The organism is Pseudomonas sp. PDM10, from assembly GCF_014852295.1.
Lineage (GTDB): Bacteria > Pseudomonadota > Gammaproteobacteria > Pseudomonadales > Pseudomonadaceae > Aquipseudomonas.
The window spans coordinates 236,573-262,169 of the sequence record NZ_JACVBJ010000003.1 but is presented as its reverse complement, the minus strand read 5'-3'; the positions used below and the strand labels follow the sequence as shown (position 1 = coordinate 262,169).

Sequence of the window (25,597 nt, the reverse complement as noted above, 5' to 3'; positions counted from 1 at the left end):
AATTCTGATCCCTGGTGGCTTGGATTGCCGTCGGTGTTTATTAGCCGGAAAAATTGAGCATCCGTTTTGGTTTACGCTTGATCTGTTCCTCAGGCGCATTCAACAACGCCTGATCCATCAAACTCCCCGCCTTATCCTTATCCGCCGCCCCCGGCAGCACCGGCGGTTTAATCCCAATCCCGGTCCCACTCCCCGCCGCCCCACCCGCATTGATCTTGATCACCGGCCCAACCACGGTAATCCCGCCGGCATCGAGTTTAATAAAGCTCCCACCCGCCTTCACGGTGAGCTCCATCCCAGCCTCAATAACAATCTTCGCCCCAGCCTTCAGATGAATCTCTTTCCCAACACTAGTCAGCTGCGCAGTCCCCAACTTCACATGCTGGTTCTGCCCAATCGTCAGGTGATCATCCATCCGCGCTTCAATCTTGCGATCAGCAATCGTGGTGCGATGCTCTTCCGCCTTCAGCTCGGTGTAGGTGTTCTTCACAACCGTGTCATGGCGTTCATTCCCAACCCGAATCTTCTGATCATGCTCAACGTTTTCATCCCAATCCCGCTGGGCATGAATAAAGATCTGCTCCGCCCCTTTCTTGTCTTCAATCCGCAGTTCATTGAACCCGCCACCCCCTGGTGAGCTAAGGGTTTTGAACACGGTGCGGGTTTTATTGGCCGGCAGGTCGTAGGGAACCTGGTTTTCCTTGTGATACAGGCACCCAGTCACCAGCGGCTGATCGGGATCGCCTTCGAGGAAGGTCACCAGCACTTCCATGCCGATGCGCGGGATGGCGATGGCGCCATAACGGTCGCCAGCCCAACTCGAAGAGACGCGCATCCAGCAGCTGGTTTTGTCGTCAGCCAGTCCTTCGCGGTCCCAGTGGAATTGCACTTTGATGCGGCCGTATTGGTCGCAGTGGATTTCTTCGCCTTTGGGGCCGGTGACCATGGCGGTCTGGCTGCCGAGGACGCGGGGTTTCGGGTGTTCCAGCGCCGGGCGGTAGAACACGTCCCACGGGGTGGCGAGGAAGCGGTTGCGGTAGCCCTGGTGGAAGTCGTCCTTTTTGTCGGTGGTGTCGCTGGTCACCGACTCTTCGAGGACTTGCGGTTGTTTGCCTTCGTGGAAGATTTCGGTGAGCAGCCAGAGGTCGTTCCACTCGGTACGCGGGTGGTCGGACATTTCCAGGAAGTGGCCGCTGACCAGGGTGGTCTGATCGCTTTTGCCTTCGGCCTGGCGGTAGTCGGCGCGGTGGCGTTCGAGGGCGCGTTGGCTGAGGAATTTGCCGCGCGCACGGTCGATGAAGCGGCCGGGGTAGTCGTAGTCTTCGAGGTCCGGCGCGTCGCTTTGCGTCTCGGGTTTGTAGGCGGACTCGAGTTGCAGGCGTGGTTTTTCGAAGTCGTAGTCGCGGCGGGTGACGCGGCCGGTGCGGGTTTCCAGGCGCAGTTTGAAGCCTTTGATCACCGGCTCGTCGGCGACCATGCCGCTGCCTTGCACGTACGCGGTTGGCTGCCCGAGTTTGGGGAACACGGTCTGGTCATCGCCGAATACCAACAGATGACCTTTGGAGCTGTGCTGGAAGTGGTAGTGAATGCCTTCTTCTTCACACAGGCGTTGGACGAAGTGCAGGTCGGTTTCGTCGTACTGCACGCAGTAGTCGCGGTCCGGGCAGGGCTGGCTGAGCTGGAAGCGGTAGGCGTTGCCCTTGATGCCGTGCTCGTCGAGGATCAGCGCGATGATTTTTGGTGCGGACATCTGCTGGTAGATGCGCTGGTTGGTGCGGTGATGCAGGTATTGCAGGTGCGGCACCAGGGAGATTTTGTAGCGGGTCAGGCGTTTGCCGGCATCGCCTTGGGCGACGCGGTAGATCTGGCCGTGGATGCCGGAACCTTGTGGATCGAGCGCGAGGAATGCCTGTTTGTGCAGGAGCTTTTCCAGGTCCAGATCGGGGTTTTCGCTGACCAGTTCCAGGTCGAAGCGATACGGCTGGCTGATGCCTTCGGTGCCGGTGAACGACAGCACTTGCAGGTCGCCGACGTAGTCTTCAACGGTCAGGCTGAAGTGGGTTTCGTTAGCTGGGTTGAACATTGCTTGCTCCCTGTTCGGTAGTCATCCGTTACGCCCGCAGTCGCAGGCGTTGCAGCAAAGACGAAGTGGCGCCCAAGGCGTCACGCAATTGGGCGGCGGTGATGGTGCGCTTGGCCGAATCGAAAGCCAGCGCCGTTCGCAGGGCTGGCCAGCAGTGTTTCGGTAGATTCCTGGGGGCGTGCAGTTCGCGATCCAGTTGGCCGTCGCGGGCCTCGGTCGAGGGCAAGCGGCGGAACGGGTGTTTGCCGCCCGCCAATTCGTAGAGCACGCAGGCCACGCCGTAGACATCGGCACTGGCCGACAGCGGCTGGCCTTCGAGCAGTTCGGGGGCGGCGTAGCCGGGGGTCCAGGCGTTGAAGCGGTTGCGGCTCAGGTGTGGCAGGCCGGGCAGGATGCCCTCCTCGGCCTGGCCCAGACCGAAGTCGAACAGGCGCACGCCTTCTTCGCTGAGCATGACGTTGCTCGGTTTCATGTCACCGTGCAGCACGCCGCGAGCATGGGCGAAGGCCAGCGCGTCGAGCAGCGGCAGCGCGATGTCGCGCAGTTCTTTCCACGGCAGGCCCAGCGGCCGCTCGCAGAGTAATTTGTCCAGGGTCAGCCCACGCATGAGTTCCATGGTGATGAAGGCGCGCTGGCAATCGGTGTCCACTTCAAAGCTGTTCAAACGCAGCACGTTGTCGTGGCGCAGGCGTCGGGTCAGGGCGAACTCGCTGTAGAGCAAGGCACTGGCGTCCGGCGATTCGGCAAATTCTTCGCTGAGGATTTTCAGCGCGATGTAAGGGTCGGGGTCGCCGAACTGTTCGCTCAGCAAGTCCCGTGCGCGGTAAACCGCGCCCATGCCGCCAGCACCGAGCAGGCGCTCGATGCGGTAACGGCCTGCGAGTACGTCGGGCATTTCGCCGACGCTGGCCTTTGTTGGCGCCAGCGCGGGTTCAGCCTTATGCGGCTTTCCGTTTAGAGACGGGGCGAACGCAAAGTAAGTCAGGTTATTGGCTTCCTCGTCGGTCACCGGCAGGTCGTCGAGCGGCGGCATGAGTTGGGTCATTTTCGGATCACCACAGCGGTCAAGTTGTCCCGGGCCGAGCCACGCAGAGCGCCGTCGAACAGACGCTCCAGCGCAACGTGCGGCGCGGTCAGGCTCAGGGCGTTGCCCAAGGCATCGGTGCTCAGCCCTTGGTACAAGCCATCGCTGCACAACAGAAACGCATCGCCGGGGTAAACCTCGAGTTCAAGCACATCCAGCGTCAGCTGCTCGGCGGCCCCGACCGCACGGGTCAAGGCATGAGCGGAAGGATGGGCACGAGCGTCCTCGACGCTCATGTTTTGCTCGTCGATGAGCTGCTGTTGCAGCGAATGGTCCTTGGACAGCTGATACAAACGCTGGCCGCGCCACATATAGCAACGGCTGTCGCCGGCCCAGATGCAGGCCGCGCGATTACCTTCCACCAGCAGTGCCACTACGGTGCTGCCCATGATGCTGTCGTGACGCCCGGCCGTGACGGTCAACTCCTGACCCAAGCGGCGGTTAAGCCAGTGCAGGCACTGGCGTATGCCTTTGAGTCGTTCGTCGAAGTCGTCCTGCTCCGGCAATTCCGCCAGGCTGGCGACGATCAACTGGCTGGCGATGTCGCCACCCTGATGACCGCCCATGCCATCCGCGACCACCCACAGCCCCTGCTGTGGGCAGTCGAGGAAAGCATCTTCGTTGCGCGCCCGAACCTTGCCCGGATCGGTACGCGCAGCGCTGCGCCAGGGACTGGCAACCAGCATCAGAGCTGCACCGGCATACGGAAGGTGCGCAGCACGCCCATGTCGAACGGGTTCGGTGTGCGCTGGCTCGACAGCAAGTAGTTGGCGCGCAGGCCGCCTACGTCAGCTTTAAGCACCAGCACATCGCGACCGCTCAGGTACTCGGTCTGCATCAAGTCGAACAGACGGAACAGCGACCATGGGCCGGTGTTCTTTTCGATACCGATTGGGCGGCCAGCCATTTTGTCGAGGACCAGGCTGGTGCGACCGTCTTCAGCATCGGTCGGCCATTTGAACGACACCGGCACGATCGGGCCGTGGCGGTATTCGATGGTCTTGTCGCCAAACTTGAACTCGGAACGGCTGACGGCCGGGTCGAGGGTGTACGGCTCCAGTTTGAATTGCACTTGCGGCTCGGCCGGGTTGATCGAGAAGAAGCTCTGGCGAATCACTTGTGCCGCGGCCATCTGGTCGAGGTAGACCTTGGAGATCGGCATGCTGTGACCGTCGATGTTGCGCAGACGGTAGTTGCCTGGATCGCCACTCACGAACGGACGCATGTAGGTCTCGAAGAAGCGATCGTTGATGCCCTGCGCCTTGAAGAACTCGCGGAAGTCGCTGATCGCAACGTCGCTGGTGCTGTGGGCGCTGAACGGGTAACGCTTGTTGATCGCCTTGCCGTAGAAGCTGTACAGCTCGCTCTGATAACGCTGGTTCAGGTACTGGTAGGAATCGTTCAGCACCAGACGCCAGGTGTCTTCAGCCAGGACGTTGAACCACACGCTGACCGGACGCGGCAGACGGTTGGAAGCATTGCGCAAGTTGCTCAGCGCATCACGCTGGCCGCTCATGCGGGTCTTGGCCATTTCGAACGCGGCCTGTTCCGGCGCACTGGCACGCGCCAGGCTCGCCAGTTGCAGTTGCAGGTCGTTGAGCGCCGTCAGGGCCGGGGTCAAATCAGCGGCCGGGCCGTTGTTGTCATCCAGCAAACGGTGCAGCGGTTCGAAGCGACGTTGCAGGGATTTCTTCGCGGTGTCCGGTAGGTTCTTGGTCATGTCTGCGGCTTTGTCAGCCGCGGCCGCCGCGAGTTTGCCGAGCTTACCGCCCTTCTCGCCCAGTTTCTCAGCCGCCTCGGCCGCTTCATCAGCATTGTCGGCGATCACCGAGAAACGGGTGTTCTCGCGCACTTCCACCAGCAGTTGCAGCACCGGGGAGTTGGCGGACGTCAGGCCCGCCAGTTGCTCGGCGCCCTCACTGAAGTCGCTGATTGGAGGCAGTGCAACCTGGCCAACCGCTTCGCTCCAGAAGTTGGCGTAGTCGCGGAAGTACAGTTGCTCCAGTTCGACCATCAGGCGACGCAAGTCCATGCCGCTGATGCCCGAGCCTTCGCCCAGCACCCAGTTGTCACGCAGGATATCGGTGACCAGCGCACTGCCCTGAACCGAGAAGTACTGCTGATAACCCTGTTGAGTGTAGAAACCCGGGATCACGTATTCGGTGCCGACAAACAGCGCACCTTGTGGGCCCAAGTGTTGGCTGAGGCGATATTCCGGCAGGTTGCGGGCCTGCTCGCGCAGCATCCGGTAAACCACGTTGGCCAGCGATTCGCTGCGCAGTACCTGACGCGCTTGGGCCACCAGTTGATCGTTCAGCGGGTAGATAAACGGCTGCTTGAGCAAGCGCTCGAAGTGGGTGTTCAAACCGTTCTGCACCGCGGTGTTGCCGGCGTAACGCTGGGACCATTCGGTGGCGACCCAATCCTTGAGCCAAGGGCCGTCGCGACGGTCTTTCATGTTCAGCATCAGGTACGCACGCAGGCTGTTGAGCAGACGTTCGCGGTCCTTCATGTTGGCGCGGATCTGCCCTTCCAGCAGGGTCGCGACCTTCGGCAGCAGTTGCGCTTCAAGCTCACGCTCGTAGGCCTCCTTGACCACCGGATTGACCTCTTCGCCTTGGTACAGGCCACCCCGTTCGTGGTACGACACATCACCTTTTTTCGGGAAGACCTGAGTCGCCGCGTAGCTGGTGTCGAGAGGCTTGAGTACCGCCATGGAATCATCACGCGCGGTCAATGCCGAGCGCTGTTGTGTCCAGTTGGTCGCCAGATTGCGCAGGTTTTCCAGGCGCTCGTAGTTGGCCGAGAATCCGCCCGCCCACAGCATGCCGAACAGCGCCAGTGCCGCCAATGCGCCCACGTACAGGGCACGCTGGCCCCAATGAATACGGCTGCGTTCGCGTTTGTCCAGACCGGCCAAGTCGGCCTCGGGGAAAATCACCCGGCTGAGCAAGTGGTGAATGAAGCGCGAACGGCCGCTGCGCAAGGTCGGCAGCACGCCAGCGTTCATCCCCAGATTGGCGCCGATGCCGGCGGTGGTCTGGTCCATTTCTTGAGTCAGGTGCGGTGCGCTGGTCAGGTAGAAACCGCGCAACTGGCTGACACGCTGGTAGCGGTTGCCGGTGAACGCCATGTCGACGAACAGGCACAAGCGCTCGCCGATCTGCCCCAGTTGATGCGGGAAGTCGAGGATGCGGCCACGGCGCTGGGTGTCGCGCTCCTGGTGCATGCGCATGATCACCTGGCTGTTGAGGCGACGCAGCAGCTCTTCGAACTCGGCGCGCAGGACGGCGACGTCGGTGCCGCTCTGCTCTTTGCGGAAGCTGGTGCCGAGCACCTGATCGCTTTCTTCGCGGGTCAGTTGATCGAAGAACTCGTCAAAACCGAGCAGCTTGTCCGCCTTGCTCAGCACCAGATAAACCGGCACATCGACGTGCAGTTTCTGATGCACGTCTTGCAGACGCGCACGCACCTGGCGAGCCAGGGTGTCGAGGTCTTGCTCGGTGTTGCCCAGCAGCATTTCCACCGGAATGGTCACCAGCACACCGTTCAACGGACGATTGCGGCGACGCTTGCGCAGCAGGTCGAGCAAGGTGCTCCAGGCGCTGCCATCGACTTCGGCATCCGGCTGGGTCAGGTAACGCCCGGCGGTGTCGATCAGCACACCGTGGTCAGCGAAATACCAGTCGCAATGACGGGTGCCGAGGGTGTCGCGGGTCAGCTTGCGGTCGATCTTGTTGATCGGAAACTCAAGGCCCGAAAAGTCCAGCAGGCTGGTCTTGCCGCTGCCCTGTGGACCGATCAGCAAGTACCAAGGCAAATCGTTGCGCCAGCGCTCGCTGCGACCGCGATAGAGGCTCGAGGTCTTCAGGGTTTTCAACGCATCCTTGAAGCGTACGCGAAGCTCTTTCTGCTCTTCGTCGATCAGCTCTTCACGGCGGATACGATCCTGGCCGTCTTCGGTGTCTTCGATGGCTTTCTTGCGTACGCCAGCGCGCCAGCTGACGAAGACCATGGTCAGGCCCCAGATCAGGAACAGCACACTGATGGTCAGCAGGCGGGAGGTCGAACCTTCCCAGAACTTGTAGTCATTGACCGCCAGCAGCGGCCCGACGAACCACACCAGCAGCGCGACAAATAGCACCAGCAGCAAGGTCCAGACCCAGGTCTGACGCAAGAATGCGCCGACTTTCTTGAAAAACTTTTTCATCACACGTCCCTGTTTACGGCTGCGACTGCGGCTGGACCGCGGCCGGATCTAGCTGCTGATAAGGTTGCAGAACGGTTTCGCGTTGCTCGCCCAATACCCAGGCGAAGCCCGAATACATCACCACCAGGCAAACCACGGTGAACAGCACCACCATCCACGCCGGCACGATGCGCACCAGGCTGCGGCGCTGATCGTTCAAGCCTTCCCAATGGGGCGACAGTTCGCGAGGCACGTCACCGCGCAACTGACGAATCTGGCGATACAAGGCGTCGCGGATGCCTTCGAGCTCGAGCATGCCGCGGGCCTGCACGCGGTACTTGCCTTCGAAGCCCAGCGACAGGCACAGGTACATCAGCTCCAGCATCGGCAGGTGCTTGACCGGGTTTTTCGACAGGCGATCCAGCAGCTGGAAAAACTTCTCGCCGCCGAAGGTTTCGTTGTGGAAGCTGCTGAGCAGGCTCATCTGCGACCACTCGCTTTCGTTGCCCCACGGCGTGGTCACGACGGCTTCGTCGACCACGGTGCACAGCACGTAACGCGCGGCCATCACCTGGCTGCTTTCGGCGCCGTTGTGCAGCGCCCGCACTTCAAACAGCTTCAGCCCGGCGGTTAGTCGCTCGTTGAGCGCGTACATGTCTTCGCGGGTGTCGCTGTGCTTGAGCCGCACTACTTCCGACAACAAGTCGGAGGCGGCAGCGACCAGCGAATTGAGGCTGATGTTGAAGGCTTCGGCCGGGCGCAGGCGCGCGGCATAAATCATCCGTTCTTCGAGCTGTTCAAAACGCGGCGGTGCGGCGAAATCTGTCAGCGGACTCGAAGCAGGGCCGTGGCCCTGGCGGTCGAGCAGGACGGTTTTGTCGTCCTGGGTATGTTCCATGTCCTTGATCATGTCGGTCAGTTCCTGATGGCCCAGAATTTCAGTTCAAGCTCGGCAAATTCGCCGGACACGTGGAACGCGAAGCCGCCGGAGCGCTCGAGTTGTGCCAGGTCTTCGGAACTGAGTTCGAGAATGAAATAGGTTTTGTTGGAGTGGAACGCGATCTGCCGCGGGGCCACCGGCAATGGTTTGACCTTGATGCCCGGCAGATGCAGGTTGACCAGTTGGCGGATGCGCTCCACCGGGCCGACCTTGAGGTGCGCCGGCAAGCGATGGCGCAGTTCTTCGGAGTCGCAGTTGGCACTGGCGGCGAGTACGAACGAGGCCGAGCCCAGCAGTTTGTGGTCGTGCAACGGCGAGACGATGATCCCGTACTGACGCGCTTGCAGGACCAGTTCGATGGCGTGCTGTTCGAGCACCATCGACAGCACCTGACGAATCGCTTCCATCAGCTTGCGGAAGCTCGCGCCCTGGTCGCTGTGCTGGTAACGGCTGTCCAGGCGCGGGCGTTTGCTGTCGCTGGAAAACGTCGCCAGATCGCCGAGCATGGTCAGCAGCGTGCGGTACAACTCTTCCGGGTGAACCTGTTCCAGGCCGAGGTAGTGGCGCAGCAGCAGTTCGGTGCGGTTGATCAGTTGCAGCATCATGAAGTCGCCGACTTCCGCGCCACCGACCTTGCCGTTGGAACGGATCCGCTCGGCGATGGTGTCGCCACGGTGGCCGAGCATGCTGATCACTTCTTTCAGGCACGACAGCAGGTAGCTGGACGAATGCGCCTGAATGTAGGTCGGCACGAAATCCGGGTCGAGGCTGATCACGCCGTCGGGCGTGGTGTCGAGCACTTCACAGATCTTCAGTTTCACGTAGGCCTGGTCGCTCTGCTGCTCGCCGAGCAACAGTTTGAAGTCCGGGCGGCCGCAGCTGACCTGGCTGGCGGAATCGTCGCCGGCGTTGGAGTCGGCGACTTCCGCTTCGTACGCGGTGTAGCGCGCCAGCACGTCGGATTGCTCCGGACGGCGCGACTCGATGTGGTTGCCGGTGACCAGCGGCAGCGCCAGGTAGATCGGCGTGTTGCCGGTGTTCGGCGGGACGTCGAGGGCCAACGGTTCGGTGTTGCCACCGAGTTCGAACAGGCTGCCGTCCGGAAGAATCCCCGAGGCCTGGCTGATCACCAGTTTGCCCATGTTGAGGAACTGCAAGTCGATGTCCAGGTTCAAGAAGCCCCAGGTGTAGCTGCCCAGCAACTGCGTGCGGGTCTTCATCTGGTGGTCGTAGTAGCGATCGTTGTGCTGGAAGTGCTGCGGACGCAGCAGCATGCCTTCCTGCCAAATCACTTTATGGGAATTCATGATCAGTCATCCGCCTTGGCGAGCGTTTCGTTGCTATTGCGAATACCGGCCTGGTCGAGGGTCAGATCAGCGTTGGTGACTTCCACCGGGGTGACTTGCACCGTGTAGCGCCATTTGGTTTCCGGCAGATCGCGGTAGGCGGCGAGGATGCCGACGTAGCGACTGCCCTCCTCCACGCTGAGTTTCATCTCCACGGTTTCACCTGGACGCAGTTCGATTTCTTCGCTGGCCACCAGGTCCGGGGCCAGGGATTCCTTGGCGCGCTCGTACAGGCTGAAGAAGTCAGCGTTCTCGAACGTCACCGGATGCTTGAGCTCGAACAGACGCACAACGATCGGCGATGGACGCCCGTTGAGGTCCGGGTTCAGCTGATCGCTGGCGGTCAGCTTCAGGTTGAGCTTGGTGACGTGGGAATACGGCGACAGTGACGAGCAGCCAGCCAGCAGCACCAGGGCCGCGAGCGCCGTCAGCGTCTTGAAAAAAACGGTCGAGCAGCGAGACATGCGCATCATCCTTGGTGGTCGGTGTGAAGGGTGGAAATCAGGCGGATCTGTTCTTCGTAGGCCTGAGCGAAGTCGCGGGCCAGCAGGCGCTCGCTCCAGTCATCGTCCTGACGCAGGGCCTGGTGATAACGACCGTAAGCTCTCCAGCGACTGCCGGACGTGGCGAGCAACGGCTTGTTGTCGCGCTCGAAACGCAGGGTCAATTGCTGTGGCGAGAAGTGCTCCAGCGTGCCGCGAACGGCAGCGCGGCTGGCGGTCAGCAACGCCACCTGATGCGCCTGCAAATCGCGGAACGCACGGGAGATCGCCTGCTCGGCCGGCAACTGGCCCGGCTTGTTCGGCTGCAACAAAATGCCCAGCGCTTCGCCGGCATCGACGGCAAATTTCAGCGGGTTCTTTTGGGTGCCTTGCACGGTGGTCTGGGCCAGACGCAGTTCATTTTTCAGTTCGCTGCGGGTACGCAGGCTCTGCTGCAAACCGCCGACGCTTTGCTTGAGCAGGCGTGCAGCGTTGAGCGCCAGGGCTTCGCGGGCGTCGTGGTCGAGGCCTTTGAGGTCCACGCCCAACGCGGCGCCGAAGTACTCCCAGAAACCTTCACTCTGACGCTCGACCACTTTCGGCGGCGGAGCTGGCGCAGGTTCTGCCGGGGCGTCGATCAGCTCCGGCACCATCAGGCTTTCCATGTCGATGCGCGCATAGTCGGCGCGCTGACGGGTGTCTGAGAGGGTGGTGCTCGGGGAGATCAGTTCGTCGATTTCCGAATACACGCGCTCTTGCTGATCGAGAGCATTGAGCGGGTCGAGATCGAGAAACGCATCGTCCGGAATGATGCTGCCCGCTGCTTGTGGACGGCCGACTTCAACGTCGAAGGTCGCCGGATCGCGTACCAACCGCGCACGGATCTCGAAGTCACCCAGCACGTAGACACTGCCGTGCTCGATGCGCATCGCTTCGCCCTTGCGCAGGCGCGCGCCGCTTTCGCTGTCCGAAATACCGTTACTGCTGGTATCGGTCAGGAAAAACGTGCCTTCGCGGTAGCTGATCAATGCGTGGTGGTTGGACAGGTGACGCTTGCGGTCCGGGATGATCCAGTCGCAATCCTCGCCCCGACCGATCACGCCACCAGCCTGTTTGAAGGTCTTCTGGCACAAATCCGTGGGCACGAACTGCTTGGTGTTGAGCATTTCGAAAACCAGTTCCATGGTGATACTCCTTGCGGTCACTTGCCGCGATTGACCGCCTGCGGATCACCCAATGGGCGATAGGTGTTGTCGTTGTATTTGTAATTGCCGCTACAGCCGCCGAGGCCGCATAGAACGACGAGGGTCAGCAGGACGGCTTGCCAGTGACGAACAGACATCAGAGGGTCTCCAGGGGTAGACAAAGTACAAAGCGCCGACCCGTTTGGGCGGCGCTATCAAAAGCGGATGAGGTTAGGCCGAGCGCTCTAGCCAGTGGCCTTGAGCCGATCTCCCGTAAAAGGGTGATTCCCTGCTGCCAGTGAGATTCCTGTGGCGAGGGGACTTGTCGGAATGCCGCACCACCCCGCTGGGTCGCGAAGCGGCCCCAAAACCGGCTACCCCGTTTGTTCAGGCAGACCGCGTTGGCTGAATTGCGACTGCTGCGCAGCCGAACGGGGACAAGTCCCCTCGCCACAGGAAGCACGCTCACTGCTGGAAACTTCCTCATCACAGGGAATGCGCTGGCCACAGAGGGCATTCCAACCAGGGTGGTTGGGGTGCGGAAATTGATATCAGCCATCGAAATCACCCAAATTGATATTCAGGCGCCCGAGGCGGTACAGCAGTGTGCGGCGTGGCAGCCCGAGTTCGCGGGCGGCGAGGGTCTGGTTGCCGTCGTTTTTGCGCAGGCAATCGAGCAGCAGACTGCGTTCGACCTGCTCCAGGCGTTCGCGCAGGTTCAGGCCGCTACTGTCTTCCGGCATGGCTTCCATGCGCAGGGAAAAATGCTCGGCCAGTAACTCACCGCCCTCGCACAACAGCACCGCGCGTTCAACCAGGCCTTTGAGTTCACGCACGTTGCCGGGGAAGGCATAACCGGACAGGTGATCCAGCGCCGCATCGGACCAGCACACCGCATCGCGCTGCAAGAACGAGCAGGCCTTGTCGGCGAAGTACCGGGCCAGGTCGAGGATGTCGCCTTCACGCTGACGCAGGGCCGGCAACTCGATCGGGAATTGCGCGAGGCGGTAGTACAAGTCCTCGCGGAATTTGCCTTCGCTGACCAGCACCGACAGATCCCGGTGCGTCGCGGCGATGATGCGCACGTCGATTTTGTGGGTGTCGTTGGAGCCCAGCGGGCGGATCTCGCCTTCCTGCAGAACCCGCAACAGCTTGGCTTGCAGGGACAACGGCATGTCGCCGATTTCATCGAGCAACAAGGTGCCGCCGTTGGCCGCGTCGAACAGCCCGGCGCGGTCGCGATCAGCACCAGTGAACGCGCCTTTGCGGTAGCCGAACAGTTCGCTTTCCAGCAGGTTCTCGGGGAACGCCGCGCAGTTCTGCACGATGAACGCCTGGGAACGGCGCGGGCCGCAATCGTGAATCGCCCGCGCCACCACTTCCTTGCCGGTACCGGTTTCGCCGCGTAGCAGCACGGTATACGGGCTGTGCAGGACTTTACTGATCAGCGAGTAGGTCTCGCGCATGGCCTTGCTCTTGCCGATCAAGCCGTAACCGCTGGCGCTCGGAACGCTGATCTTCGTCGGTCGTGCATCACCGGTTGGCTGACGCAGACGTTGCAGCAAATGCAGTTGGCCAAGCACGAACGAACCGAGTTGACCGAGGGAATCGGCAAAGCCTTGCAGGTCGATGTGCCGGCGACTGGCGCACAGCAGCAAGCCTTCGACGGCTTTCTGCTGATTGACCATTGGCACGCATAACAGCGACTGCCATGGCGTGGCCTGAGGCGGCAGGAAACTGGTTTCGTGCAGGCTGCCGCTCAGTTCGCTGAGGCTCACCACGCGGTTCTGGCACAGGGCGAATTGCAGCAGTTGTTCACCGTTGTAATCCGCCGGCAGGCTCGCCGCTTCCCGGGGTTGCAGGATGCCGTTGAGGCATTCGGCGTTCATCCCCAGGCACGTGTGAGTCGCGTCCAACAGGTACAGCTGCGTCAACTCGCAACCGCTGAGCTCGGCCAGCCCGCGCACGAAGTCACCCAGCAGCGCAGCACCGTCCGCCGCGCGCGACAAGCGGGCGAACTGCGCCAGCAAGGCTTCGGCATAGACCAGCGGTTGCGGCACTTGAGTGAACATCACCCCCACCTCAGGCGAACTCGCACGTCACGCTGGCGTTGCCGTCGAGCGTCGCGTGGACACGCTTGAGGCTTTCGCCCGTGGCCATCGCATCGAGCAAGCGGTCAGCCACCAGCGGCAGCACGTGCAGGTCGAGCAAATGGTCGATCAGGCGCGCGCCACTGTCGCTCTGGGTGCAGCGATCTGCCAGGTGATCAACGAGGTCTTGCGAGTAAGTGAAATCCAGCTGACGACGGTTCAGGCGCTCGCCCAAACGACCGAGTTTGATTTCAATCAGTTCGCGCAGCACCGGGCCGCCCACCGGGTAGTAAGGCACCACGCGCATGCGCGCCAGCAGCGCCGGTTTGAAGTGTTTGCTCAGCACCGGACGGATGGTTTCTTCAAGTACTTCGGCCGACGGCCGCGCGCCGTTTTCACAGAGCTCGGCGATGCGGTCGCTGCCCAGGTTCGAAGTCATCAGGATCAGCGTGTTGCGGAAGTCGATCTCACGCCCTTCGCCGTCGTTGGCCACGCCTTTGTCGAAGATTTGGTAGAACAGGTTGAGCACGTCCGGGTCGGCCTTCTCGACTTCATCGAGCAGCACCACCGAGTACGGTTTCTGGCGCACGGCTTCGGTGAGCATGCCGCCCTCGCCATAACCGACGTAGCCCGGCGGCGCGCCGATCAGGCGCGACACGGTGTGCTTTTCCTGGAACTCGGACATGTTGATGGTGGTGATGAAACGATCGCCGCCGTACAGCAAGTCCGCCAGGGCCAGCGCGGTTTCGGTTTTGCCGACGCCGCTCGGGCCGACCAGCAAGAACACGCCGACCGGCGCATCAGGTTTGTTCAGGCCGGCAGCGGTGGCGCGCATCGAGCGGTCCAGTGCGTGAACGGCTTGTTCCTGGCCCCGGATGCGGGTGCGCAAGTCGGTGGCGAAGCTCGCAACCTTGGCGTTGTGCTCACGGGCCAGTTGGGCCAATGGCACACCGGTCCAGGCGCTGATCACTTCGGCGACCAGACGCGGGCAGACTTCGAAGCTCACCAGACGTTCTTTGACCTGCAGCTCCGTCAAAGCTTTGTGAGTTTCGTTGAGTGCTGCTTCCAGCGTTTCGACGCTATGCGCTTCGTCCACCGGCAGTGTTTCGATCACAGTGCCTTCGGCATCTTCTTCAACCGTGACAGTGGGCTCGACGGCGGCAGCTTCGCGAGCCTTGGCCAGTTGCTGACGCAAGTCCAGCAAGCGCTCTGCCAGTTCTTTCTGCTCAGTCCAAAGGGTTTCCAGCGCGACCCTTTCGTCTTCAGCTTCGGCCAGGCGATCTTCCAAAGCGTCCAGCGCTTCGTGGTCGATCAGCAGACCGGCCTCGGCATCACGGCGCAGGGCCTGACGCTGACGGCCGCCTTCAGCCAGTTCACCCCGCAGGCGCTCAAGGCTTTCCGGTGCGGCGGCGAGGCTGATGCGCACGCGAGCGCAGGCGGTGTCGAGCACGTCGACGGCTTTGTCCGGCAGCTGACGGCCCGCGAGATAGCGAGCAGACAACTCGGCCGCCGCCACCACTGCGTCGTCGCGCAGGTAGATGCCGTGGCTCTTCTCGTAGACCTGAGCCAGGCCACGCAGGATGGTCACCGCTTCGCTGACGGTCGGTTCGTGCAGTTGCACCGGTTGGAAACGACGGGCCAGGGCCGGGTCTTTTTCGAAGTACTTCTTGTACTCCGCCCAGGTGGTGGCGGCGATGGTGCGCAACTCACCACGGGCCAGGGCTGGCTTGAGCAGGTTGGCCGCGTCGGAACCGCCGGCGTTGCCGCCCGCGCCGATCAGTGTGTGAGCTTCGTCGATGAACAGGATGATCGGTTTCGGCGAGGCTTTGACTTCATCGATCACGCCTTTGAGGCGACGTTCGAATTCACCTTTGACGCTGGCGCCCGCCTGCAACAGGCCCATGTCCAGCGACAGCAGTTCGACGCCTTTCAAGACTTGCGGCACTTCACCCGCCGCGATGCGTGATGCCAGGCCTTCGACAATGGCGGTTTTACCGACGCCGGCTTCACCGACCACAATCGGGTTGTTTTTGCGACGACGGGCGAGGATGTCGACCATCTGCCGGATCGCGCCATCGCGGCACAACACCGGGTCGAGTTTGCCGTCGCGGGCTTGTTGGGTCAGGTTGTGGGTGAAGCGCTGCAGCAGTGATTCGCCGGGCACAGCGGGTTTACCGGTGGCTGGTTGCTCTTTCTGCGACAGGGCGAATTCTTTAAGGCGCTCGATGTTCAGTTTGGCCAGCAACGACTGGTAGCGGCTGCCGGCGTAGCGCATCGGGTTGCGCAACAGCGCGAGGATCAACGCGGCTTGCTCGACCTGGCTTTGGCCCAATTCAAGGTTGGCCACCAGCAACGCGTCTTGCAGCCACTGCACCAGTTCCGGGGCGAACACCGGGTTGCGCGACGCGCTGTGCTCGACCCGCGATTGCAACGCGGCGCTCAGCTCACCGGCATCGACTTCGGCGTCTTGCAGCGCGCGTGCGAGCAAGCCTTGCGGGCGCTCCAGCAAGCCCAGCAGCAAGTCTTCGACGAGGATCTTGCTGCCGCCACGGGCGACGCAGCGTTCGGCCGAACTTTCCAGGTCACGACGGGTTTCGGCATCCAGCGCCTGGATAAGTTGTTGCAGGTCTACGTTGATCATTGGTCATCTGTCCTTAATGAATTTTGCTGCCCAGGGTCACCACGCCGTCCGCTTTTTCGCGGCCGAGCCAACTGGTCCATCCCAGGCGACAGGCGTTCTGCTCACCGATGCGCAGTTCGCGGATTTCTTCCTGGCGCAGCACCAGGCGAATGTCGTAATCGAGCGGGTCACGCAGGGTGAACCGCACCAGCGCACAGAGCGGCTGGTAGCCGAAACCGATCGGCAGGAATTCGTGGAAGCGTTGCCAGTCGAGTTCGCGGATGTGGATGCGGAACTTGCCGCTGCGGTCGCGCACGTGTTCGCCCAGCACCAGGTCTTCGCCGAGCAGACTGTTGGCGCGGCCCAAGCGATTGCGCTGCTCGTCGAGGATTTCGACGCGACGCTCGATGCACTGCTCGATGGTCAGTTCTGCATGTTTGAAGTAGTAACGCAGCACCGCTTCGATCAGCGCCGCCGAGTGCGCGCGCAAGCTGAGCAAGCCGAGGTACGGCAGCAGGCGTTTCCAGTTCAGTTCCTGAGCCCTGCGGATCTCTTCACCGCCGAGGCCGATCAACGCAAACAGCTGCGACGAAAACGGGTCGAGGGCGCCGCTCTGGAAGCTTGCGCGGTAGCGGTATTTTTTCCAGATCGGCAGCATCAGCCGTTGCAGGCGATGGTGGAACAGGTCGAGAAAGTTGCGGGTCGGGTTGCCGTCTTCGCTATCGCCCAGGGCCTGTTCGCCATAGAACGCAGGCAGCGGCGAACCGGAACCGACCAGGCCGATCAGGTTGAAACGCAGGCGCGCGCGCATCTGCCCGTGCTCTTCGAAAAACTCCACGCGATCGACGTCACTGCCGGGGAAACCCAGGCTCGGATTGGCCTGGAATTCCAGCTGGTCGTACAGATCGTCTTCGCTCAGGTACGGGTGCGCTTCGCGCAGCCGGTCAACCACCAGCAGCACGGCCTGAAACAGCGAGTACTCGCGTATTACCCGGGTCAGCCCGCTTAAAGCAGGGGTTGCAGACCCATACGTGGTGTCCATTGGTACACCTCTCCCTGTGTGCTTTTTACCCGCAGCTCGTGGTACGAATTGAGACTGGCGTAAAGCGCGAAAAACTCGTTAAGAACCGAAGCGAAAACGAACAGGTCGCCCTCACCGATATACCCTTCCGGGTCGATGGTCAGCTCGGTGCGCAACCCGCGTACCGGCAACCCTCGGTGCAAGCGGTCGACGTGTTGGTGCTTGATCGACTTGAGCCCGCCCAGCAGACGCTTGCTGACTTTTTCAGCGTGTTGGTCGTAGTAGCGCGGCAGGTCGTAGGTTTCGAGAATCACCTTCAACGCATTGACGTCGGCCAGCGACAGGTAGTTAAGCGACATGTTGCTGATCAGCTTCCAGAGGAAGTCACGGTTCAGCGGCGGCGCATAACTGGGCGTGGCCGGGGTGATGTTGCGGAAACTGAGGAACTCCGGCGTCTCTTCGCAGGCCATGCAGATGTCGCCGAGCTTGAGCTTTTTGGGCAGATTCTGGTTGGTGCACATCAGCTCGATCGACAGGGTTTCGTGGGCTTCGGTGTGACGGATGCCGAAGCTCAGGTACGTGTCGAGGCCGTCGTGCAACGAGGACGAACGCTGGCGGATGCTGTAGTGCGGACGGCTGTTGGGCACGTCGAAACTCGGATCGTGCTCGAACGATTCGAACGGCACGTACGCCTGATATCCGAGGCCGCCGGGCTTCCAGCCGGTGACGGTTTCCACCGAAAATACACCGCAGTTTTGCAGGTCGTATTCGGCGGGCAGCAGCAGGTATTCGTCCTGCTTGCCGTCGAGGCGGATCGGCAACGCATCGTGCTTGAACAGGTTGACGATCGGCGTGCAGTAGAGCTTCACATTGTCCAGCGTCGGACGCAGGCGCTGGATGCCGCTCTTGCGAATATCGAAGCGCAATTCCAGGCCGCGCATCTGCTTGAGCGTGTCTTCCGGCAGGGCCTTGAGCAGGTCCAGGCCGTTGATATCGACGAACAGAAATTTGTCCTGGAAGGCGAAATATTCCTGCAGGTAGCGGTAGCCACGGAAGGTGTTCAGCGGGTACGGGATCAACGCTTCTTCTTCAGCAAAACCCACCGGCTGCACGCGGTCGCCGGGCATCTTGAATGCCATCGGCGTGCCGTTCACGCCGTTGATGGGCTTGCCGGCACCGTCCAACGGGATCAGCTCGATGCCTTCCAGGTTGCGCAACAGGCTCAGGTACAGCATCTGGCTGATATAGCGCTCACCGGCGAAGTGCAGACGCAGACGGCTCAACTCCAATTCACCGAGGTGACCGTCAGCGCTCATCTCCAGACGCAGGCTCAACAGCGAACCGTCGCCCTTCACTGAGTAATTCAGTGCAGCCAGGTCCAGCGGCAAGACTTCGGTCGGGTAGCAGGTGCGGAAACGGCAACGCACGTCATCGATTGGCATGCTCTCGACCGGTGTGTCGCGCTCGACCATCAACGCAGGACCGGAGCGTTTCAACGGATCGAACTGCAAAATGCTGAACGCCGGCAGCGGGCGCATGTAGTTGGGCCACAGCAGGTGCATCAGCGAGTGGCTGAGCTCCGGCAATTCGTCGTCGAGCTTCTGACGCAGGCGGCCAGTCAGGAACGCAAAGCCTTCCAGCAACCGCTCCACGTCCGGATCCCGACCGGCCTGACCGAGGAAAGGCGCCAACGCCGGGCTACGCTCGGCGAAACGACGACCTAACTGGCGAAGTGCGGTGAGTTCGCTTTGGTAGTAGTGGTTAAAGGACACGGGGGGTTACCTGTTTGTCGTTTTTGCAAAATTTTTCAGCGCTGGAACATCCAACAACTGCGTGCGTCATGGGCAAAAAGAACGGTCATCGACAGTCCATGAACGCACGGCTTTTTCTTCGACCTTCTCAACCCGCGCCAAAGCCGTGCGCAGCGCTTGCCCATCAATGGTTTTGACGGCGCTGGCGCTTTTAATCGACAGGCTGTACTGGTCGCTTATCTGGCCCGACACGTCCTTGCCCGCCGACGTGTAGTTGGCGATGGAACGGCGCTCGTCGGGCCTCAACGTAAAGCTGCGGGGCTGATCGTCGTAGTTGGAGTCATGGGCCAGGGACAGCTCCAGCGGGACTCCACAGGTGTTGAGCAGGTACACATCGTTGCGATAGACCTGCTGCGCAGCGCAGGCCGTCAATGACACGAAGAAGGCAAAAAGACCGGTCCACTTAAACATCGAATTCATCCTTGGCAGCTTCATGGGCACACCGACGTATCGTTGATCGTCCACTCACGCTGAGTGCCGTCGCTGATCTTCTCCACGCCGCTCAGGCGCTGTTTCAGCTGGGCGCCATCAATCACTTTGCTTCCAATGGCATCGGTGATTTTCAGCGAATAGTTGGCCGGGATTTGCTCGATCACGTCTTCGCCATAAGAGGCGAAGCTCGCGACCAGCGCCCGGGAGCCCGCTGCGGATGTCACGTTACGTTCCAGCGAATGCATGTTGGAGCTGTTGGAAATCTTCATTTCCAGAGGCTGGCCGCAGCGGTTTTCGACATACACGTGGTTGTTGTAAACCTGCTGTGCCGCGCAACTGGTCAGGGAAACGAAAAGCAGGCTGAAACCGGCGAACTTAATCATCGAATTCGACCCTGGCCAGCCATAGCAGGCTTTTGACGTCTTGTTCAGAGGCTGCCGTACGGCTTTGCCGTTCGGAAGCTGTACTGGTGTAACTGCTGAAGTACTGCATGACGTCGAGCTCGCCCGCGCCTGGCGTCGGATGATCTGCCTTCGGGTTTTGCATCAGCGAGGATGAATCCTTGTGGGTCCACGAGTAGGTCGGAATCAGACCACCGCCATACTCGTTGAGAATCAAATGCCCGAACTCATGGGCAGACGTTTCCTTGAACTCTTCGGTGGCATAACTCGCCGCGTAGCCCGCGCCGATACCTTGTCGAGTGACGAGTTGGTCATACGCATAACCGGCGTTGTGATACACCTTCCTGGCAATCGCCAGACTGGTAGAGCGACCGAAGTCCTTGGACAACGAATCAATCAGCGGGAAGTTTCCAGCTTTGGGTGTGGCATTGATGTCGGCTTTGACCGTAACTTTGTAAGCACCCTTGCCGGTCGTGATCCCACTGGCAATGCCACCGGCTCGTGAGCCATTACGCGACCAATAGAGCTCGATACCTTCCTTGGCCCAGCCCAGCAACGTGCTGAACGGCGTCGGCGCCAGGCCCGGGGTAGAGCCGCTGCTGCCACCATCGGAAAAGCTCGGCCGCAACACGACATCAACCGTCTTCGCATTCCGATCAACCCGAACATCAACCCACTTCACTTCTTGCGCCGAGCACTCAAGCGTCAGATCGGTGACCTGTTGTTCGCCGCCCTGAGTCGCGGTCAGACGCACTTTTAGGTTCGGGCTTTTCAGAACACGGGTATCGAGAATGCCCGCCGTGTCGTAGCCATCCCACTGCCACGGATGCTCACCGCTCGGCAGGAACTGGGCAGTGTTGGGTTCGGTGTAGATCAGCTTTTCGCCGTCCAGCACCTCCAGCTTCACGGTGTCGGCAGCGGCTTTGCGGTTGTCGATGAGGAAGTCGATCAGCTCACGATTTTTCGTGGCACCGCTTTTGATTTCATCGTAATCCGGGACCTCCAGCGGCGTCAGAACCGAATTGCCACCGGACTTCAGCTTCAGCCGGTAATCGAGTTTCTTTTCATCGGCACTGGCTTCTGGAATCAGCGCCGCGACCACAGCACCCAGCGCGGTCGCGATAATTCCGGAGAACGGTGCCGCCGAATGTGAATTCCCGATAATCACCGTCCCGGAACCCGCCGTCACCTTGTTGCCATGGGTCCCAACGGAATCCACAGTCGCCGCCGGTTTGCCGTTGATCAAAACCGTCGTCGCCAACCCGCCGACCATCGCACCACCACACGCCGAGGCATCCCCTTGGCGGGCGGCCGCGAGGCCGTCGAAGAACACGTCGCCGGAACCGGCGGCGATCGGGTTTGTGCCGTGGCCGGGGAGCGGGCAAGCGGTGGGGTCGGATACGCGGGCTGCGGGTTTGCCGGACATACGAATCTCCTTAGTTGACCTTCACTTGACCGCTGCCATCCAGGCGCGCGGCGAAACTGACCTGACGCTTGAAACCATCAACTTCCAGCAAGCCTTCGATGCTGAAGGACAGGCGAAGCTGATCGTGGTCACGCGGCAGGGAAATGACACGCACATTGCTCAGGCGTGGCTCGTAGGCTTCGATGAAATTTTCGATGGCCAGACGGGCCTGACTCAGGGAGTCGTGCAGGCTCAGACGCATGTCATTGAGATCGGGCAGCCCGTAATCGGACAGCGTTTGCACGCTGCCCGCACGGGTACTGAGCATCTTGGCCAGATGGGCAGCCACGGACGCCATGGCGGAGACCTCGCGGCTCCAGCCGACGCGTTTGTCCGCGTCGCCACCCAGGCGTTCGAAAAGGCTGCCGTATCCAGTCATGAGTTAGCTCCGCTTACTCTTTGTCCAGCTTGCCAACCAGCGACAGGGTGAAATCGGCACCCATGTACTTGAAGTGCGGGCGCACGTTCAGGCTGACGCGGTACCAGCCAGGCTCGCCTTCAACATCGCTGACGATGATCTGGGCAGCGCGCAGTGGACGACGGCCACGCACTTCGGCGCTTGGGTTTTCCTGGTCGGCCACGTACTGGCGGATCCACTTGTTGAGTTCCAGCTCGAGGTCGGTACGTTCTTTCCACGAACCGAGTTGCTCGCGCTGCAGCACTTTCAAGTAGTGAGCCAGGCGGTTGACGATCATCATGTACGGCAGTTGGGTACCGAGCTTGTAGTTCAGCTCTGCTGCCTTGCCTTCTGCGCTGATGCCGAAGAACTTCGGCTTCTGCACTGAGCTTGCGGAGAAGAACGCCGCGTTGTCGGAGCCTTTGCGCATGGTCAGGGAGATGAAGCCTTCCTCGGCCAGTTCGTATTCACGACGGTCGCTAACCAGAACCTCGGTAGGAATCTTGGTTTCGATTTCGCCCATGCTTTCGAAATGGTGCAACGGCAGGTCTTCAACCGCGCCACCGCTCTGCGGGCCGATGATGTTCGGGCACCAGCGGAATTTGGCGAAGCTGTCAGTCAGCTTGGTGCCGAACGCGTAGGCGGTGTTGCCCCACAGGTAATGCTCGTGGCTGTTGGCGACGGTTTCTTTGTACACGAACGATTTGACCGGGTTTTCTTCCGGGTCGTACGGGTTACGCAGCAGGAAACGCGGCACGGTCAGGCCAACATAACGGGAGTCTTCCGACTCGCGGAAGCTCTGCCATTTGGCGAATTGCGGGCCTTCGAAGTGATCTTTCAGATCCTTCAGGTCCGGCAGACCGGTGAAGCTTTCCAGGCCGAAGAATTTCGGGCCGGCCGCGGCGATGAACGGCGCGTGGGACATGCAGGCAACGCTGGACACGTACTGCATCAGTTTCACGTCCGGCGAGCTTGGGGACATGAAGTAGTTGGCGATGATCGCGCCAACCGGCTGACCACCGAACTGACCGTATTCAGCGGTGTAGATGTGCTTGTACAGGCCAGACTGCATCACTTCCGGCGAATCTTCGAAATCGTCCAGCAGGTCGTCTTTGGAGACGTTGAGGATTTCAATCTTGATGTTTTCGCGGAAGTTGGTGCGGTCGACCAGCAACTGCAGGCCACGCCACGACGATTCCAGGGACTGGAAGGACGGGTGGTGCAGGATTTCGTCCATCTGGCGGCTGAGCTTGGCATCGATCTCGGCGATCATGCGGTCAACCATGGCTTTCTTGACCGGCTCACCGTTGTTCTGCGGCTTGAGCAGCTCTTCGATGAAGGCCGACACACCGCGCTTGGCGATGTCGTAGGCTTCGTCGTCCGGCGTCAGGCGGGTTTCGGCGATGATGCTGTCGAGAATGCTGTATTCGCCGTTCTCTTTGCTCTTTTGCTGTGCTGCGCTAGTGCTCATTGTGTTGGCTTCCTTGGCTGATGGAGACTCAGACGTCCTGGGCTGCGGCATTCAAGCCCAGCTCACCCAATACGCGACCGCGGGATTCGTCGTCGGCGAGAACGCCTTCGATGGCTTTGCGGAACGCAGGCGCGTTACCCAGCGGACCTTTGAGGGCCACCAGCGCGTCGCGCAGTTCCATCAGTTTTTTCAGCTCAGGCACTTGCTCGACCAGGCTGGCCGGGTTGAAGTCCTTCATCGAGTTGACACGCAGTTGCACGCCCAGCTCTTCAGTGCTGCCCTCTTCCTGAAGACGGTTCGGCACGTTCAATGTCAGGGTCAGCTCTTGCTTGGCCAGCACTTCGTCGAAGGTCATCTTGTCGATGCTGATCGGCTTGCGATCTTCGACTTTACGTTCGTCCTTGCGGTGGGTGTAGTCACCGATTGCCAGTAGTTTCAACGGCAGTTCAATCTCTTCCTGAGCACCACCGGTGGCAGGTTTGAAAGTGACGTTGATGCGTTCCTTGGGGGCTACCGAGCCTTCTTTGGCCATGGCTATTCTCCTTGCGGTTGTGGCCCTGGGGCCTATTCGAGTACCACTTCGAGATCGAGGTGGCACAGCCTGCGATAAATCTCTTCCTTGCGTTCACGTACGGCATGGTTCTGCGGCAACAACTCGCAGCAGCTATGCAGTAAATGCAGCACTTCCAGCGCAAGATCGGGCTCCCAGGCGTTCAGGCCTGAGTCCTGTAATGTTTGGTCCAGTGTTTCGAGTTGGGTCCTGGCCAGTTCGTATTTCTTGGCCATGAAGCACAGCCGCGCGAGGGCGAACTGCCAGAAGAACCGGGCGCGTCCGCCTTGGGCGCTTTGCAGGCCTTGCTTGAGGATCTGCACGGCGGCCTTGAGGCCGTCCTTGCGCAGGATCGGCAAGACTTCTTCCAGGGCCACTTCCCAGGCTGGCTGGGTGTCGGCGACTTCGACCTTGCGCGGCGCACTGGCGCTTTGCAGGTGCGGCATGACGTGGGCGCTGACCCAGGCGCGGGTGGCCGGATCGGCAAACGGGGCGCCGTCATGGAATCGCAATTCGATGATGCCGGGCAGGCGCTGAATCAAAAGCGCGAAGTGGATTTCCACTTCGCGCATAGCCATCTCGGCGTTGAGCCCCTGGAGGCACTCCCAAACCATTCGCTGGCCATCGAACCAGAACGGCGCCTTCGCCAGGCTCGCCTCCAGTTCCACCAGCAGGTCAGCGTACTTGGCCTGGTCGTAACGGTCCTGGTAGGCCTTGAGCTTGTCGGCCGGCAAGCCGCGCAGAACGGTGATTTGCTCGGCGTTGCGTTCGGGCACCGCGTCGATGGGCAACCACAACAGTGTGCGATTGAGGCGCAAGGCGCGCAGGTCAGTGGCTTTCTGCTTGAGCCACCAGGCACACAACGGCCGCGCGCTTTCCTGCTGGGCACGCAGGGCCTTGTGGGCTTCTTTTTCGTTATCAATCGGCGCGCCGGGGGTGAACAGCTGCGTGGCTGCCTGCTTGACCTGAGCCACCGCGGCACCCACTACACCCGGTTCGGGCTGGTTGTCGGCGGCGCGCTGAACCATGTTTTTCAAGCGGCGGGAGATCGGCAGCAACAACGGCGCATCGTCGCCCAAGTGCTCGGTGCAAGCGGCATCGAGGCCTTCAAGGTGTTCGACCAGCCGCCGGAACATCGGCAACTGCTCTTTGATCGCGACGTTTTCGGTCAGCACCTGCTCAAGACGCGGCACTAACCAACTGATGGCAGCGGAGCGGGTGCGGGCCTTGTTTGGATGAACCTCGGCCCAGTGGCTTTCGCAAAGGTGGTGCAGAAGTCCGAGGCCGGCCAGCAGCCCTTGAAAGGATTCGCGCTGGTACAGGGCCCAGGTCAGCCAGGCGCCAACCCGCAAGTCCTTGGACTGGGTGCGCAGCAGGCTTTCACTGTTTTCACGGATTTTCAGCCAGTCGATCTGACCGCTTTCGTGCATGGACGAGGCTTTGGCCAGCTCGCTTTCCAATGCCTCATATTCGCTCGAAAAGCGAACATCCTCGCCCGCGAAATTCTCTTTGGAAACAGAGGCTTTTGCGAGGTCGAGGTAATGAGCAGAAAGTTTGCTTGAGTAGGACATCCATGGCCTTTAATTAGGATTACAGTCATACGTCTATTGGATTTCCAACGACGCGGGACAGAATCAAAGAGCTGCGATGAGTCTCATCCAATTGAGTTCGTGCTCTTTCAAGTGCGCGCATCGTAATCACAATGATGGCCACTAGCAAGCATCTGATTAAACAACAAGACGAAGTGTGTTTTTATCTCGTAGGAGATATCCCTATATGTAGCAGGGGAATCCCTGAGATTGGTTTAATTGTTCATCGTGCGACCAGCTGGCCTGAAACCACTGAGATAGAGCCTTCAGCCCCTCAACCTTAATAAACGCCGTATTCATTGCCGATTCGCCCCCTGAGACAGGCGCGAAGCATGCCAAAAATTCAAAATGATGAATGTAGGATCATTCCGAAATGTTACCGATATCTATGAATTAGACGATGAGTGACAACCGTCAATAAGAAAAGTGCCATCATTTTGAT

The 25,597-nt window shown here is 60.7% G+C and carries 19 protein-coding genes and 1 pseudogene; all 20 read right to left on the bottom strand.

Going from position 1 to position 25,597, the window contains the following annotated elements:
• Positions 1 to 40: 40 nt before the first annotated feature.
• Positions 41 to 2,083: a type VI secretion system tip protein TssI/VgrG gene (tssI, locus tag IB252_RS12285; RefSeq protein ID WP_192408876.1), complete on the bottom strand. Its 2,043-nt coding sequence runs from the start codon at positions 2,081 to 2,083 to the stop codon at positions 41 to 43.
• A gap of 28 nt (positions 2,084 to 2,111) precedes the next feature.
• Positions 2,112 to 3,128 (bottom strand): serine/threonine-protein kinase, encoded by a 1,017-nt coding sequence (locus IB252_RS12280; RefSeq protein ID WP_192408874.1) that lies wholly within the window; start codon positions 3,126 to 3,128, stop codon positions 2,112 to 2,114.
• Entirely contained in the window at positions 3,125 to 3,853 is a 729-nt protein-coding gene (locus IB252_RS12275) for a PP2C family protein-serine/threonine phosphatase (RefSeq protein ID WP_111448261.1), read from the bottom strand. Before IB252_RS12275 ends, IB252_RS12280 begins: the two co-directional genes overlap by 4 nt.
• Entirely contained in the window at positions 3,853 to 7,377 is a 3,525-nt protein-coding gene (gene tssM, locus IB252_RS12270) for a type VI secretion system membrane subunit TssM (RefSeq protein WP_192408872.1), read from the bottom strand. Before tssM ends, IB252_RS12275 begins: the two co-directional genes overlap by 1 nt.
• 13 nt (positions 7,378 to 7,390) lie before the next feature.
• Entirely contained in the window at positions 7,391 to 8,266 is an 876-nt protein-coding gene (gene icmH / locus IB252_RS12265; RefSeq protein ID WP_046045023.1) for a type IVB secretion system protein IcmH/DotU, read from the bottom strand.
• Between the two features lie 5 nt (positions 8,267 to 8,271).
• Entirely contained in the window at positions 8,272 to 9,603 is a 1,332-nt protein-coding gene (tssK, locus tag IB252_RS12260) for a type VI secretion system baseplate subunit TssK (RefSeq protein WP_046045022.1), read from the bottom strand.
• Positions 9,604 to 9,605: 2 nt separating this feature from the next.
• Entirely contained in the window at positions 9,606 to 10,106 is a 501-nt protein-coding gene (gene tssJ, locus IB252_RS12255) for a type VI secretion system lipoprotein TssJ (RefSeq protein ID WP_192408869.1), read from the bottom strand.
• A gap of 5 nt (positions 10,107 to 10,111) precedes the next feature.
• Entirely contained in the window at positions 10,112 to 11,308 is a 1,197-nt protein-coding gene (gene tagH / locus IB252_RS12250) for a type VI secretion system-associated FHA domain protein TagH (RefSeq protein WP_192408867.1), read from the bottom strand.
• A gap of 17 nt (positions 11,309 to 11,325) precedes the next feature.
• Positions 11,326 to 11,466, bottom strand: a complete 141-nt coding sequence (locus tag IB252_RS12245; protein ID WP_008150087.1) for a hypothetical protein — start codon at positions 11,464 to 11,466, stop codon at positions 11,326 to 11,328.
• Between the two features lie 393 nt (positions 11,467 to 11,859).
• A complete protein-coding gene (locus IB252_RS12240) occupies positions 11,860 to 13,380 on the bottom strand; it encodes a sigma-54 interaction domain-containing protein (RefSeq protein ID WP_192408865.1) in 1,521 nt (506 codons plus the stop codon).
• 10 nt (positions 13,381 to 13,390) lie between these two features.
• A complete protein-coding gene (tssH, locus tag IB252_RS12235; protein WP_192408863.1) occupies positions 13,391 to 16,039 on the bottom strand; it encodes a type VI secretion system ATPase TssH in 2,649 nt (882 codons plus the stop codon).
• Positions 16,040 to 16,052: 13 nt separating this feature from the next.
• Complete coding sequence (gene tssG, locus IB252_RS12230) at positions 16,053 to 17,060, bottom strand: type VI secretion system baseplate subunit TssG (protein ID WP_033059313.1); 1,008 nt, start codon at positions 17,058 to 17,060, stop codon at positions 16,053 to 16,055.
• Entirely contained in the window at positions 17,024 to 18,811 is a 1,788-nt protein-coding gene (gene tssF, locus IB252_RS12225; protein ID WP_192408861.1) for a type VI secretion system baseplate subunit TssF, read from the bottom strand. The genes tssG and tssF overlap by 37 nt, the downstream gene beginning before the upstream one ends.
• A gap of 66 nt (positions 18,812 to 18,877) precedes the next feature.
• Positions 18,878 to 19,261 carry a hypothetical protein gene (locus tag IB252_RS12220; RefSeq protein ID WP_111448254.1) on the bottom strand — a complete coding sequence of 128 codons (384 nt, stop codon included), beginning with the start codon at positions 19,259 to 19,261 and terminating at the stop codon, positions 18,878 to 18,880.
• A gap of 20 nt (positions 19,262 to 19,281) precedes the next feature.
• The gene (locus IB252_RS12215; protein WP_111448253.1) at positions 19,282 to 19,665 is read right to left on the bottom strand and encodes a hypothetical protein; all 384 of its coding nucleotides are present in this window, start codon (positions 19,663 to 19,665) and stop codon (positions 19,282 to 19,284) included.
• Between the two features lie 1,150 nt (positions 19,666 to 20,815).
• A pseudogene (locus tag IB252_RS30440) lies at positions 20,816 to 21,109 on the bottom strand (PAAR domain-containing protein); the annotation flags it as partial.
• 10 nt (positions 21,110 to 21,119) lie between these two features.
• Entirely contained in the window at positions 21,120 to 21,527 is a 408-nt protein-coding gene (tssE, locus tag IB252_RS12205; protein ID WP_008150080.1) for a type VI secretion system baseplate subunit TssE, read from the bottom strand.
• A 13-nt stretch (positions 21,528 to 21,540) separates the two neighbouring features.
• On the bottom strand, positions 21,541 to 23,016 hold the full coding sequence (tssC, locus tag IB252_RS12200; protein WP_111448251.1) for a type VI secretion system contractile sheath large subunit: 1,476 nt from the start codon (positions 23,014 to 23,016) through the stop codon (positions 21,541 to 21,543).
• 28 nt (positions 23,017 to 23,044) lie between these two features.
• Positions 23,045 to 23,548 (bottom strand): type VI secretion system contractile sheath small subunit, encoded by a 504-nt coding sequence (tssB, locus tag IB252_RS12195; RefSeq protein ID WP_111448250.1) that lies wholly within the window; start codon positions 23,546 to 23,548, stop codon positions 23,045 to 23,047.
• A gap of 32 nt (positions 23,549 to 23,580) precedes the next feature.
• A complete protein-coding gene (gene tssA / locus IB252_RS12190; RefSeq protein ID WP_192408857.1) occupies positions 23,581 to 25,137 on the bottom strand; it encodes a type VI secretion system protein TssA in 1,557 nt (518 codons plus the stop codon).
• Positions 25,138 to 25,597: the final 460 nt, after the last annotated feature.

Bases quoted from the DNA above. Each gene is read 5' to 3' on its own strand.
- IB252_RS12280 (WP_192408874.1), bottom strand. From the start codon at position 3,128: ATGACCCAACTCATGCCGCCGCTCGACGACCTGCCGGTGACCGACGAG.
- tssC (WP_111448251.1), bottom strand. From the start codon at position 23,016: ATGAGCACTAGCGCAGCACAGCAAAAGAGCAAAGAGAACGGCGAATAC.
- icmH (WP_046045023.1), bottom strand. From the start codon at position 8,266: ATGATCAAGGACATGGAACATACCCAGGACGACAAAACCGTCCTGCTC.
- tssB (WP_111448250.1), bottom strand. From the start codon at position 23,548: ATGGCCAAAGAAGGCTCGGTAGCCCCCAAGGAACGCATCAACGTCACT.
- tssJ (WP_192408869.1), bottom strand. From the start codon at position 10,106: ATGTCTCGCTGCTCGACCGTTTTTTTCAAGACGCTGACGGCGCTCGCG.
- tagH (WP_192408867.1), bottom strand. From the start codon at position 11,308: ATGGAACTGGTTTTCGAAATGCTCAACACCAAGCAGTTCGTGCCCACG.
- IB252_RS12275 (WP_111448261.1), bottom strand. From the start codon at position 3,853: ATGCTGGTTGCCAGTCCCTGGCGCAGCGCTGCGCGTACCGATCCGGGC.
- tssM (WP_192408872.1), bottom strand. From the start codon at position 7,377: ATGAAAAAGTTTTTCAAGAAAGTCGGCGCATTCTTGCGTCAGACCTGG.
- IB252_RS12215 (WP_111448253.1), bottom strand. From the start codon at position 19,665: ATGATTAAGTTCGCCGGTTTCAGCCTGCTTTTCGTTTCCCTGACCAGT.
- tssG (WP_033059313.1), bottom strand. From the start codon at position 17,060: ATGGACACCACGTATGGGTCTGCAACCCCTGCTTTAAGCGGGCTGACC.
- tssI (WP_192408876.1), bottom strand. From the start codon at position 2,083: ATGTTCAACCCAGCTAACGAAACCCACTTCAGCCTGACCGTTGAAGAC.
- tssE (WP_008150080.1), bottom strand. From the start codon at position 21,527: ATGACTGGATACGGCAGCCTTTTCGAACGCCTGGGTGGCGACGCGGAC.
- IB252_RS12245 (WP_008150087.1), bottom strand. From the start codon at position 11,466: ATGTCTGTTCGTCACTGGCAAGCCGTCCTGCTGACCCTCGTCGTTCTA.
- tssK (WP_046045022.1), bottom strand. From the start codon at position 9,603: ATGAATTCCCATAAAGTGATTTGGCAGGAAGGCATGCTGCTGCGTCCG.
- IB252_RS12220 (WP_111448254.1), bottom strand. From the start codon at position 19,261: ATGTTTAAGTGGACCGGTCTTTTTGCCTTCTTCGTGTCATTGACGGCC.
- IB252_RS12240 (WP_192408865.1), bottom strand. From the start codon at position 13,380: ATGTTCACTCAAGTGCCGCAACCGCTGGTCTATGCCGAAGCCTTGCTG.
- tssA (WP_192408857.1), bottom strand. From the start codon at position 25,137: ATGTCCTACTCAAGCAAACTTTCTGCTCATTACCTCGACCTCGCAAAA.
- tssH (WP_192408863.1), bottom strand. From the start codon at position 16,039: ATGATCAACGTAGACCTGCAACAACTTATCCAGGCGCTGGATGCCGAA.